11 protein-coding genes are annotated in these 12,713 nt (G+C 57.1%); 4 read left to right on the forward strand and 7 right to left on the reverse strand.

The window, feature by feature from the left end; all coding sequences use genetic code 11:
- Positions 1-208: 208 nt before the first annotated feature.
- A complete protein-coding gene (dusA, locus tag AC0Z4S_RS13080; RefSeq protein ID WP_485623312.1) occupies positions 209-1,219 on the forward strand; it encodes a tRNA dihydrouridine(20/20a) synthase DusA in 1,011 nt (336 codons plus the stop codon).
- Between the two features lie 50 nt (positions 1,220-1,269).
- Here dusA and AC0Z4S_RS13085 read toward each other — a convergent pair whose 3' ends face one another.
- Positions 1,270-2,103, reverse strand: coding sequence for an undecaprenyl-diphosphate phosphatase (locus AC0Z4S_RS13085; protein ID WP_485623313.1), 834 nt, complete (start codon positions 2,101-2,103; stop codon positions 1,270-1,272).
- 570 nt (positions 2,104-2,673) lie between these two features.
- Between AC0Z4S_RS13085 and AC0Z4S_RS13090 the strand changes: the two genes are divergently transcribed.
- The 3 genes from AC0Z4S_RS13090 to AC0Z4S_RS13100 all read left to right on the forward strand — a co-directional run bounded on the left by AC0Z4S_RS13090 (position 2,674) and on the right by AC0Z4S_RS13100 (position 6,137).
- Positions 2,674-3,414: a winged helix-turn-helix domain-containing protein gene (locus AC0Z4S_RS13090; RefSeq protein ID WP_485623314.1), complete on the forward strand. Its 741-nt coding sequence runs from the start codon at positions 2,674-2,676 to the stop codon at positions 3,412-3,414.
- 277 nt (positions 3,415-3,691) lie between these two features.
- Positions 3,692-4,351, forward strand: a complete 660-nt coding sequence (locus tag AC0Z4S_RS13095; protein WP_485623315.1) for a winged helix-turn-helix domain-containing protein — start codon at positions 3,692-3,694, stop codon at positions 4,349-4,351.
- Positions 4,352-4,742: 391 nt separating this feature from the next.
- The gene (locus tag AC0Z4S_RS13100; protein WP_485623316.1) at positions 4,743-6,137 is read left to right on the forward strand and encodes an undecaprenyl-phosphate glucose phosphotransferase; all 1,395 of its coding nucleotides are present in this window, start codon (positions 4,743-4,745) and stop codon (positions 6,135-6,137) included.
- Between the two features lie 345 nt (positions 6,138-6,482).
- Here the strand turns inward: AC0Z4S_RS13100 and AC0Z4S_RS13105 are convergent, their stop codons facing one another.
- The 6 genes from AC0Z4S_RS13105 to galE form a co-directional block, all read right to left on the reverse strand.
- The gene (locus AC0Z4S_RS13105; protein WP_485623317.1) at positions 6,483-8,561 is read right to left on the reverse strand and encodes a YjbH domain-containing protein; all 2,079 of its coding nucleotides are present in this window, start codon (positions 8,559-8,561) and stop codon (positions 6,483-6,485) included.
- Entirely contained in the window at positions 8,558-9,319 is a 762-nt protein-coding gene (locus tag AC0Z4S_RS13110; RefSeq protein ID WP_333714147.1) for a capsule biosynthesis GfcC family protein, read from the reverse strand. Before AC0Z4S_RS13110 ends, AC0Z4S_RS13105 begins: the two co-directional genes overlap by 4 nt.
- Positions 9,316-9,981, reverse strand: coding sequence for a YjbF family lipoprotein (locus AC0Z4S_RS13115; protein ID WP_471877541.1), 666 nt, complete (start codon positions 9,979-9,981; stop codon positions 9,316-9,318). The genes AC0Z4S_RS13110 and AC0Z4S_RS13115 overlap by 4 nt, the downstream gene beginning before the upstream one ends.
- A 12-nt stretch (positions 9,982-9,993) precedes the next feature.
- The gene (locus AC0Z4S_RS13120) at positions 9,994-11,109 is read right to left on the reverse strand and encodes a polysaccharide biosynthesis/export family protein (protein WP_471877540.1); all 1,116 of its coding nucleotides are present in this window, start codon (positions 11,107-11,109) and stop codon (positions 9,994-9,996) included.
- A gap of 91 nt (positions 11,110-11,200) precedes the next feature.
- Positions 11,201-11,437, reverse strand: coding sequence for a hypothetical protein (locus AC0Z4S_RS13125; protein WP_016775457.1), 237 nt, complete (start codon positions 11,435-11,437; stop codon positions 11,201-11,203).
- A gap of 231 nt (positions 11,438-11,668) precedes the next feature.
- Positions 11,669-12,685, reverse strand: coding sequence for a UDP-glucose 4-epimerase GalE (gene galE, locus AC0Z4S_RS13130; protein WP_016775458.1), 1,017 nt, complete (start codon positions 12,683-12,685; stop codon positions 11,669-11,671).
- Positions 12,686-12,713 lie beyond the last annotated feature (28 nt).

Consider the following 12,713-nt stretch of genomic DNA (forward strand, 5'->3'; position numbering starts at 1 on the left):
ATCTCGCTCTCTTGGTAGACTTGCAACCCGTTCCGGCAGATGCGGTGCTGCGCGGTGAAGCGCAGTGCTTCCATCAGCCAGTTTTCATGTCCTACAGCTGCCACAAACGAAAGTGGTACGTATTGGCTTCGAATGGGTACATCGTACCAACCAGATGCTGAAAACCCTTGAAAACGCCCGAAATCACGTCGAAAACACGTTGAGTAAAATGGTCCAGAATCAGAGCTTTAGCCCAGTAAAACCAACGCCTGAGCCGTCTCGGCGCTTCAGTGTCGCACCCATGATGGACTGGACGGACCGCCACTGCCGGTACTTCCTCCGCATCCTGTCCAAGCACGCCCTGCTCTACACCGAAATGGTCACCACTGGCGCGTTGCTCAACGGCGATCACGAACGTTTCCTCCGTCACCACGAAGCCGAACACCCGCTCGCGTTGCAGTTGGGCGGTAGCGTTCCGCTTGATCTCGCGGCCTGCGCGCGTATGGCGCAAGAGCACGGCTACGACGAAGTGAATCTGAACGTTGGCTGCCCGAGCGATCGTGTGCAGAACAACATGATCGGCGCGTGCCTGATGGGCCATCCACAATTAGTGGCTGATTGTGTGAAGGCGATGCGCGATTCGGTGTCGATTCCGGTGACGGTGAAGCACCGCATCGGCATCAACGGGCGCGACAGTTATGCCGAGCTGTGCGATTTCGTTGGTACGGTGCGGGATGCCGGGTGCACGAGTTTTACCGTGCATGCGCGGATTGCGATTCTCGAAGGGCTGTCGCCAAAGGAGAATCGTGACATTCCGCCGTTGCGTTATGACGTCGCGGCGCAGTTGAAGGCTGATTTTCCGGAGCTGGAGATTGTGTTGAACGGCGGGATCAAAACCATGGAGGCCTGCCATGAGCATCTGCAGACTTTCGACGGTGTGATGTTGGGGCGTGAGGCTTATCACAATCCGTATTTGCTGGCAGATGTCGATCAGCAGTTGTTCGGCAGTAACGCGCCGGTGATCAGCCGGGCTGAAGCGTTGGCGCAGTTGCGTCCTTATATCGCCGAACATTTGCTGGCCGGGGGTGCGATGCATCACATCACGCGGCACGTGCTGGGCCTGGGGACGGGTTTCCCGGGGGCGCGCAAGTTTCGTCAGTTGTTGTCGGTGGATATTCACAAGGCCAAGGATCCGCTGGCGTTGCTGGATCAGGCGGGTGAGTTGCTTGAAGGGCGTTGATGCCCTCCCCTCATATCAGCCAGGCGGCTTGATCCGCCTGGCTTGACACCTCAAGCGGCCGCTGCGGCGGTCCAGTTCACCCAGCCAAACACCCAAGTCGCCAGAATCAACAATCCAAAACCGATCCGATACCACGCGAACGCGGCATAGCTGTGGCTGGCGATAAATTTCAGCAGGCCACGCACGGCGATCATGGCGAAGATGAACGCGGTGACGAAGCCGAGGGCGAAGACTGGCAGGTCGTTGGGCTGAAACAGGTCGTGGTATTTGTAGCCGGAATACACGGCGGCGCCGACCATGGTCGGCATGGCGAGGAAGAATGAGAACTCGGTGGCGGCTTTGCGTGAGAGGCCGAAGAGCAGGCCGCCGATGATGGTCGAACCGGAGCGCGAGGTGCCGGGAATCATTGCCAGGCATTGTACGAAACCGACTTTTAGCGCGTGAGACCAGCGCATGTCATCGACATGTTCAACGCTGACGACATGACTGCGCTGTTCCGCCCACAACATGACGATGCCGCCGACAACCAGGGCCACCGCAACGGTGATCGGGTTGAACAGATACTCATGAATCGCGTCGGCGAATAACACGCCGAGGATGACGGCAGGAAAAAACGCGATGAGCAGATTAAGCGTGAAACGTTGCGCGTTGCGTTCGGTGGGCAGGCCTTTGACGATATCGAAGATCTTCGAACGAAACTCCCAGACCACAGCAAGAATGGCACCAAGCTGAATAAGGATGTTGAACGCCATGGCGCGTTCGCCGCCGAATTCGAGCAGGTCGGCGACAATAATCTGGTGACCGGTACTCGAGATCGGCAAGAACTCGGTCAAGCCTTCTACCGCGCCCAATATCAACACCTGGAAAAGGGTCCAGAAATCCATTAATCCTCCGTCAGAGCACTCAGGGTGAGCGGCCAGTCAATAACACTCGGGGTTGAGTATCTGAGTTACACAATTGGCGCATATGAAGATCAAAAGATCGCAGCCTTCGGCAGCTCCTACATTTGAAATGCATTTCCTTGTAGGAGCTGCCGAAGGCTGCGATCTTTTGATTTCGAAGAATAGGTCTAACGGACTGCCACACTCAAGTCATGTTAGTAATCGTCGGCCGACGAACTAAATGGAAAAAATTTAGTTCTATCCCAAGAAATATTTCATTTCAGATATGAAGTGTGACCAACTTCACACAATTACGGCATGGCCAAACAATGGCAAAAGGACATAGACAAAGCCATCGCCACAAGCTCAAAATAGTGGCACCATTGCATATCGCCATCATCTAAGCGTTAGTTCACAACCTCGAAGAAATCAACTAAAAGCTTGAAAAGGCTACTTATTGTTAGAAAACCCGAGAGCCACGTCTAAAATCCGCGCAAATGTTACCAATTGTCAGTCACAGATGAGAACCGGTGCTTTAACATCCTGATGTCAGCACCTAATTCGAGTCAATGCATGATGCTCTCAGGGAACTTGGCGACTAGAAGTCCGCGCCCGACAAACGATGAATCCGGTGTTCTTGCTCTGGGTCGTACCCTGGGTGTGGCTGATCATTTTAGAACACTGATCGCGAGGCACGTGCAGAGCGATATCCCTCTGGAAACGGGTGCTTACGCTAGTTCATATAAACATCACGGTTACATTGGCACCTATCGCGCCATTTTCGTCATCATCGATAGCCCGCAGACCGTGGAAGACAATCTTGCGCTGGTGCAGCGTCTGCGCGATAACAACTTGAAGCCGCTTATTTGCACGGTCATCACCGGCCGCGGCGCTGTCAACAAGATCAAGTATTATCTCGCCGGCGCCGATGCCTGTATCAAGCTCAACACTCTGAGCGATGACAGCGAGGAGTTGCTGAGCGAGTTCTTCAGCAGCGAAGACTGGCAGCGTGACATCAATCTAACGCTCGATCCCACGCGGATCTGCCTGCTGGACAGTCGGCGCAAACTCGATATTTCTTTCGCCGAGATGAAGATCCTCGAGGCCTTTGCGCAAACCGGTAATCACATTCTGAGTCATGATGAAATCGCCAGCATCATGGGCCTCAACGCCAATTTCTACGACCCCCGGGCACTGGAAAAATCAATCAGTCGCTTGCGTGGAAAAATCAAGGACATGTATGGTACAAACGCGATTCAGAGCATCCGCGGCTACGGCTATCGCCTGATGCGGGGCCTGATATCGACTGCCTGAGTCTCGGGCAGTCTTCCCTTTTGCATACGTACGAAGGATCGTCTGATGCAGCCATATCGTTTCAGTTCCGCTTCATATTTATTAAAACTCAAGCACTTGAATGAGCGCGGCAACACGACCCATAACAATAAAACTCCATAACATAGCAGCAGATCGAGTGGAATTTATCGACGGCCATTTTCGGCCCGAACCCTGCCTACGATTACTTCCGAGGAAGTCATTGCTCGCCTGCCGATTTATCTTTTAGCCAATTTTGGTGTGTATTTAGGAGAGAGACATGGAAACGAGTACAACCCTCCCCAGAAAATATTTTGTTGTTGTGACGCACAGCACAACGTCGCAACGTGAACTGGAAAGCATCTTGTCCAGTGAGCGTTTCAATTCGTTTGGCACGTCGCAGGCGCAAATGTTTGTTGAAGGTGTTGCTTCGCCCTCTTCCGCCCCGATGGTCATGGAGTTCAGTTACCCAAGCCTTAGCCGAAAGAACGTTGCGCGCAGTATCGAACATGATACCCAACGCATACTGGCCACCCTGGAAAATGAATGGCGAGCCGCGCAGACAGACAATCCGTTCCAGAGCTTTCCGACAGTCACTGCAGACCGAGCTCTTATCTCCAATGTCAGCGAGAGTACTGAGCCTTGCAGCGATACCTGGCATCTTGACGATGATCAAGGCGTATTGCTCAAGGACAATATTGCGATCAGCCTGACTGGCCTGGAAACCGCTCTGGTCAGGAAAATGCTGAGCCATGAAGACCGCGTTGTCAGTCGTGATGACTTGATCATCAGTATTGGCCGGGAACCCGAGCAATACCGGGGTCTGGAAATGTGCCTGAGCCGGTTGCAGGACAAGTTCAAGAGCGCGAGTAATGGCGAGCGATTGTTTCGAGCAGTAAGAAATCGCGGATATTGCTTGATCCAGGAAGTCGTCGCGTAATCACAGGCGACATCAAAACCGAGACAAACAGATATAAAGTGCGACTACAACAACAAGAAGAGCACTCTGTTTGATTTTTCCTCCCTGATTCAATAAAAGCTTCCCTGCCTCCACCCCGCCAACAGTAACAAATACCCCCCCGCCTTTTCACCCCCTGCTCTACGACCTTTTCTAACAGCCTAATATTTAAATATTAAAAAGTTGGCACAATGCCATCTTGTTATAACTCGTCAGACACCATTCCCGACAATAACTTAGTCTATTGGCTGACGACAGTTCGGCTCTCGATGTTGTTACCTCAAGACACTCGCTAAAACAAAAAAAATAAGTCTGCATAACAACTCGGCTTTCAACTGTTGAAACCTGAATGGACGTCTTTTGGGGATATCGTATGGATCTTTCTCTCAGTATTAATCGAAGCACGGGCCTCAAGGGACTGACCTTTTGGGGCCAATGGGCGCTGGCACAGGCTTTCGTTGTGACGCTGCTGTTCATTCTCGCTGAACAGCACACCGGCACCGTCGCGTTCTACTACCGAATGTGCGCCACCCTCGCCGTCCTGGCCTCGGTGCCGGCTTACACCTTCAGTGGCGTTTATCGCAAACGCGACAACTACCTGACTGGCCTCGGCCGTCTGTTCATGGGTTGGTCGATGACCATGGCCGCGCTGGCGTGCATCGCGTTTGTCTGCCAGGCCGATGAGCTGTTTTCCCGTCAGGTGATTCTGAGTTGGGCGGTGTACGGCTTCCTCGGTCAGGCGTTCCTCTACGCGCCGCTGCATGCATTTTCCAAGTACTACCAGCGTTCGCGTAAAAGCGAACACCGCACGCTGATTGTCGGCACTGGCGAACTGGCGCTGGGCCTGGCGAAGAAACTCAGCCAACTGGAAAACCTGCCGCTGATCGGCCTGGTCAGCAACGGCGACAAACCTGTCCTCGCTGCGGACGCCCCACGCGTCGTTGGCGCTCAGGATGAGTTGCTTGAGCTGATCGAAGCCCACGACATCCGCCGCTTGTACATCACCCTGCCGCTGAGCGAAGCAGCCAAAATCGAAGCGATGTATGTCGATCTGCTTGGGGCCAATGTTGATGTGGTGTGGGTACCGGACTTGAACAGCCTGACGCTGCTCAACCACTCGGTGAAAGTCGTGGACGGCCTGCCGGCGATCTACCTGAACGAAAGCCCCCTGACCAGCCGCCCGACCGCTGCCCTGAGCAAAAGTCTGGTTGAGAAGACTGTGGCGTTCCTGGCGATCATCGCGCTCAGTCCGCTGCTGTTGATCATCGCTCTGGCGGTGAAAATCAACTCGCCCGGCCCGGTGTTTTTCAAGCAGGATCGTCATGGCTGGAACGGCAAGGTGATCAAGGTCTGGAAATTCCGCTCGATGCGTGTCCACGATGACCGCGAAGTGAAACAGGCCAGTCGTAACGATTCGCGTATCACCGCCGTGGGTCGCTTTATCCGTCGCACGTCGCTGGATGAGTTGCCGCAATTGTTCAACGTCTTGCAAGGGCATATGGCTCTGGTGGGTCCGCGTCCACATGCTGTTGCGCACAACAACTACTACTCGGGCAAGATCCTCGCCTACATGGCGCGTCACCGAATCAAACCCGGGATCACCGGGCTTGCACAGATCAGTGGCTGCCGGGGTGAGACCGACACCATCGACAAGATGCAGAAGCGTGTCGAGATTGACCTGCAGTACATCAACAGCTGGTCGTTGTGGCTGGATCTGAAGATCCTAGTGAAGACGCCGTTTACGTTGTTGTCGAAGGACATTTACTGAGGTTCACAACTTCAGATCGCAAGGGGACGAAAGTCCCCTTTTTTGCGGGCGGGATTTGGCACACCGGTATCGAACACAGGTGCGCCCCCTGTGGGAGCGAGCCTGCTCGCGAAAGCGGCGTGTCTGACGATGGAGATGTTGGATGTGCCGGCGCCTTCGCGAGCAGGCTCGCTCCCACAGGGGGTTTGGGTGATGGCCAGGTCTGTGGTTCGATAGTGATCAACTGTAGGAGTGAGCCTGCTCGCGATGGCGGTATGTCAGTCAACAATGATGTCGGCTGATCCGGCGCTATCGCGAGCAAGCTCACTCCTACAGGGGGATTTGCCAGGTTCGGGAGACTGGCGCTTACTCGGTAATCTTCTCGAAGTTGCGATAGAACATGTCCCCTTCCCGGCTATCCGTCATCGAATGCAACTGATAGCTGCGGCTCAGTCTGGCGCCGCCATCTCGGGTCAGTGGCGCCCAGACCAGGTTGGCGCGGCGCATGGTCGACATGCTCATCATTTCGTCGAACGGGATCGACAGGTACAGACCCTTGTCGAAGCTACCTTCGCCATATTCGGCGCTGCTGGCCGTGGTGATGGTCGCCCAGGCACCGACGCGCACGCCATTGAAGAACTCGCGCGATATGTCCACGGTCGTGCCCCAATCCCCGGCCAGATAACGACCGACACTGACTGCGGCCAGCGTGTCGAATGGCAGATCCGTATAGCCGGTGATATGCCCGGTCACTACCGAGTAATCGCGCAAGGCAAAGCCCTGATCAAAATCACGCTGGCGCACCCAGTTCAGGTCCGCGCCAACCGACCAGCGCTCACCTGTCGGGCGGAACAACACTTCGGCACCGACGCCGGCAAACATCGATTCCAGATAGCCGCCGTACACCATGCCGTACAAGTCTTTATCCAACTGCTCGGCATGGCTGAGCTGGAACAACGGCATGGTCGTGTTGGAGGTGGTCAGGTATTGGCGCAAATCCGTACGCACGCGCGGCAATCCGCTCGGCGCGTCATAGACGAATTTGTCGAAGTTGTTGACCAGGTTGGCGCTGAGCAAACCGCTCCACCAGGTGTTGCGGTTGAAGCGATATTCCGCGTCCGCGTCGGCACTGAATTGATAGAGCAAACCGTCCGGGCCGCCAACGTTCTGCTTGAAGCCCAGCCCCACGCCATAGCTGAAGTGCTGCGGCGCTTCGCTGTAGAGGGTTTTCTCGTTGTGCGGCATCGCCGGGTTGATTTCGGTGGTGCGGTGCAGCGACTCCAACGGCTCCTCGTTGTTGATCACTTCGCGGAAGGTCTGGCGTGGCAGACTGGTTTCTTCCAGCGGCAAGTCGTAGCGCTTGTTAACCACGGTGAACCAGTCGATGTCATCGTTGACGCTGTTGTCGAGAATCCGGCTCGCGCGGCCGACAGCCTTGGACGAATGAAAATAACGCTGCTGCTCGCCATAGACGATCAGCTCGGAATCGCGCTGGCTGATGCGCTCGACCTTGTACCCGGCATTCTGCTGCAGACGTCGCGACACATCGGCCCAGTTGACCTGCTCCATCGACGTCGTCGGCGCCTTCGCCGGCAGCGGTTCGGGGGTCGGGTCGTAGGTTTTCGCCGGCGCCTTGCGGCTGACGAAATTGGTGTGGAAGGTCACGCCGAACATCGCCGTATTGCCACGTTCCCACGCGGCGCTGAGATCAATCGAGTCGGTGACCTTGAACACCGCACCGAGGTTGATCGGCGAGTCTTGTTTGATCTCGTTGTCCTTCGGCTCGTTCTTGTAGTCGTTGCCTTCGAATTCCAGCTTCAGGCTCAGCCGATCCCACGGCGTCTGGTAGCTCACGCCACCGAACAGTGAAGGCTTGCCACGAAAGTACGAGCCGGAGTTGACGTCGCCGGTGCCTTCCAGCGCCGGGCGCGTATCGAAGCGATTGCTGACGTAACCCAACGGGTTGTCGAAGTCGCCGCGATTACCGATGTAGCCCCAGGCGATACCGGCACTGAAATCGAAATTGTCGAAGCGCTTGTTGGCGACGAAGAATTCGCTGGAGAACAGACCGGTACCACCGATATCTCGGAAGCCGAGGGCCACTTCTGGCGCCCAGTGGCTTTCCTGCCACAGGCGCACTTTGGCGTCGACCGCCTTGTCCTTATAGCTTTGACTGCCGCTGAGGGCCTCCGAGCCGTAGGGCCGGTTGGTGATCGCGGTATAGCGGAACGATCCTTCTAGCCAGTCCAGCGGTTGCAACGACACGCTGTAGCGGCTGTACGGGTCGGTGCGGTTGGCGTTGACGCTCAGCTCGCCGGCCGGGGCCATGCGCGCCGTCGGCGTCTGCAACAGACCGGTGCCACCGAAGTCGTTCTGGGTGATGCGCGGCTCGGCGTGGGCCAGACCGCAGGGCAATAACAACACAGCTGCAAAACGTAACTTCAACGAACCACCTCGGCCAGCTGCGTGGCAATGAATTCGGCCAACTGCTGATTCAGTTCAGGAAGAGGCGGATCAAGATCATCATTTTTAATCGGCACCAGAATCCTGCTGCCGGCCACCGGGAACTGTCCGGACTCGCGATTCCAGTGCGCGATACCGACACGCCGCGACACGCCGTTGGGCTGGATCAGCCACAGATAATCGGCCTCGGCGTCGTCGAGAATCGAGCAACCTTCCAGGTATTCGCGAGCCTCCTGCAACGGCTGATACGGCAGGTGGCACGGCTCGGCGACTGCGCCCAATACCTGCACTTCGTCGACCCGTTTCGGGTAGATCAGCCGATCGCCGTCATCCAGACGAATGTTGCGCGCGAAGCCGACTTCCACGGCCACCGGGTCGAGGTCAGCGATCTGCCGCCCGGTCACCGGCATCTGCCGGACTTCTTCGGCAATGCGCTGCGCCAGTGCTGCGCGGCCTGGCCGGTCGAACAACGTGGCCATGCGCTGCAGCACATCGAGGTCGAACAGCACGCCGACCTTGAGCCGTGTCTGTTCCTCGATCAGCGACTGACGCAACAAGCCGCCCGCCAGCCAATAGCCTTCGGCATTGGGCACGGCTTCGCTGATCACATCGAGCAGGCGCCCGCCCGGCGGCAACTCTATCGGCCCGGGATTAGCGACATCGCCGGACACCGTGACGGCGGCCTGACTCGCCCCGGCGATCAGCAGAAAGCCCACCGCTATAAGGCTGAAGCGCTTCACGGCAGATGCCTGCGATCAGGAGTCAATTGCACCAGCTTCACGCGCAGTTGCGAGGTCAGTTGTTGCTCGCTCTGCAGAATGAAACCGTCACGCGGATCGACCCAGTAACGGTTGGTCGCGCTGAGGCCGATGGCTGGCGCGTCAATCTGCTCATCGACGCGCAACACGGTGTAGGGCTTGTCGAGGATCTCCAGAGTTTCGGTGGAACGGCGCGAGAAGCGGCTGTTGACGACCACACCGACTTCCTGGCCCTTGTACAGATCGATCCACCGGCGCGTAGTGAAACCGTCAGCGACGTGGTGCAGACCTTGCTTGAACGGCGAGTCATCGGCCAGCCGCGTGCCATCCAGATCGCCTTGCAGGCCGAGGCCGATACTGCGCACGGCGAGGCCATCGCGCAGCAGCAACACCTGCTTGCCGGAGGCTACCCAGAACTGCAGATCCTCGCGCTCGCGCACCAGCGCCAATACACCTGAGCCGGACGGCGTGGTCAGTTTCAGTTGCGGATAGTTGACCCCGGCGACTTCGGCCGCCGAAACGTCAACTTCATCGGGGCCGACGACGGCGGCCTTGAGGTTGTTCAGCGACGCGCTCATCAGCGGGTTACAGCCGCACAGCAACGAGGCCGCCATCAGGCAGACGCCCACTTTCAATAGGTTCACAGTCGGGCGGCCTTATTTGCTGTTGTTGCTGTATTCGCTCCAGTTCTTCGCTGCCGAAGCCCCGGTGCCGACAATCGACGCCGACGGCACCAACTGGCTGATGAAACGGTTCCAGCGGGTGACGTTGGCCGGGCCGACGTAGACGACATCCTGCGGCCGCACCTGGAAGTGCGAAGCCAGCGCCATGGCGGTCGGCGATTCGGCTTCGAGCTGATAGATCTTCGCCGGCTCGACATCGAGATTTTCCACACCACGAATGACGTAGACCGCGTTGCCGTTGGAACTGGTCTGGCTCAGGCCACCGACCGAACCGAGCACGTCGGACAGATTCATCGTCGCGGTCTTGAAGCTCAGCGCGCGCGGCTGGTTGACCTCGCCCATGACGTAGATGCGCTTGTTGTCGTTGTACGGCAGGTACAGCTGATCGCCGCCCTTGAGGTAGACGTTCTGCAGTTCGGAATCCTGCTGATTGAGCGAGTCGAGATTGAGCGGATAGACCCGCCCGTTGCGCGTCAGCAACAGCCCGGACAAGTCGGCATTGTTGGTGTCGATGCCGGCGGAACCGAGGGCCTCGACCACGCTCAGCGGATTGGTCGAAATCGCTTGCGGGCCGGCCTTCGTCACGGCGCCGGTGACCACGACTTTCTGACTGGCGAAGCGCAATACTGCAACGTCGACCTGGGGCTCGGCGATGAATGCCGACAGGCGTTGTTCGATGTCCGCGCGCAGTTGCTGAATGGTCCGGCCGGCGGCCTGGACTTCCTTGATGAACGGGTAATACAGCGTGCCATCGGAGCGCACCAGACGGCCGTTGGCATCGATCTGTTGTTGCGCGCCAGAGGGCGCGGTCAGCTCCGGGTGATCCCAGACGGTGATGTACAGCACGTCATTGTTGCCGATGCGATATTCCGCTGGCGTCACCAGCAGCTCCGGCGGCAGCGACTCACGCTTTTGCGTGGCGCGGTTCATGGCGATCAGCTTGGGGGTGATCGGAATCAGCTCGACCCGACTGCTTTCGCTGGCGCCCTGACGAGTGATATCGCTGGTGCTGAGGTACTGGCCGGGGGAAAACATGCAACCTTGCAAAGCGAGACTTGCCAACATTAAAAAATAAACACTACGAGTCATAATGGCACTACGCTATTCAAGGGCGAATCCAAAAAACAAAGTCACCCGACTTGCGTCGGGCGACTCTGTACTGCACTAACAAATGTTCCTGTTAGTTATGCGTGCCGGTTGTACCGGTGGTACCTGTCGTACCGGTGGTACCGCCGTTGGCACTACCGCCGCTGTTGGACGCCGCTACAGCACTGGCAACCATTGCAGTACTGGCCGCGGGCGCTTGCGAAGCCGCCACACTGCCACCTACATTGGTTACCGCTGTCAACGGCGCTTCAGCTGCGGCAGCCCAGTTGCTCAACATCGTCAACAGGGCAACTGCCATCACTTTTTTCATAACAACTCCTTTCTAACATTCGAACTGTTAAAAAACAGATCTGTGTCAGAGCTGGTAGCTTTCAAGTCCGCAAAGAGCGCGAACAAGATCCGTTGTTCTTTCACAGCCATACGCAACTGCTAAAAGTCGAACGGCAGGTTTATATCTACGGACTTGCAAAAGGCATTGCCAGTGTAATTTCCCGACGTTATCTAACAACCTGACTGAAACTAACATCGGACTAAATGGCCATCATCGCGAATAGCCGTTGGGATGATTCGATTGCCAGCGCCAAGTGTCGGCAACCATGTCCTGCAAGTTGCGCGTGGCTTTCCAGCCGAGCTCTTTCGCCGCTTTCGAAGCATCGGCAAAACTCTCGGCAATATCACCGGCGCGACGCGGCATCATCCGGTACGGCACCGGCCGCCCGCAGGCCTGTTCGAACGCGTGCAGCACTTGCAGCACGCTGTAGCCATCGCCGGTGCCGAGGTTCCAGGTGTGAATGCCGGTGCGTTCGCTGATCGACTGCAACGCCTTCAAGTGTCCGTCCGCCAGATCGACGACATGGATGTAATCGCGCACGCCGGTGCCATCGGCTGTCGGGTAATCGTTACCGAAAATCGACAGCTCGCGCAGGCTGCCGACCGCAACCTGGCTGATATAAGGCACCAGATTGTTCGGAATGCCGTTGGGGTCTTCGCCCATGTGCCCACTGGCGTGGGCGCCGATCGGGTTGAAGTAGCGCAGCAGTGCGATGCTCCAGCGCGGCTCGGCGAGGCTCAGGTCGCGCAGCACGTTCTCGACGATCAGCTTGGACTGGCCGTAGGGATTGGTCGGATTGCCCGTGGGAAAATCCTCGCGAATCGGCATTTCCTCAGGTTCGCCGTACACCGTCGCCGAGGAACTGAACACCAGTCGAAACACCCCCGCCGCCGCCATTGCCTGACACAGAGTGATGCTGCCGCCGACGTTGGTTTCGTAGTATTCGAGCGGTTTGCGCACACTCTCGCCCACGGCTTTGAGCCCGGCGAAATGCAGCACGGCGTCGATCTGATGCTCGCGGAAAATCCGGTCGAGCAGCGGCCGATCGCAGACATCGCCGCGAATCATCCATGCACTTTTGCCGCAAATGGCTTCAACGGCGTGAAGTGCTGCGTCGCTGCTGTTACAAAGATTATCCAGAACGACAACTTCATAACCTGCTTCAAGCAATGCAAGTGTGGTATGCGAGCCGATATAGCCGGCACCACCCGTTACCAGAATCTTCATAGCGCGGTCCGTCATTGAATAATACCCG

The organism is Pseudomonas sp. 1L-B-1-E-C1 (assembly GCF_057291835.1).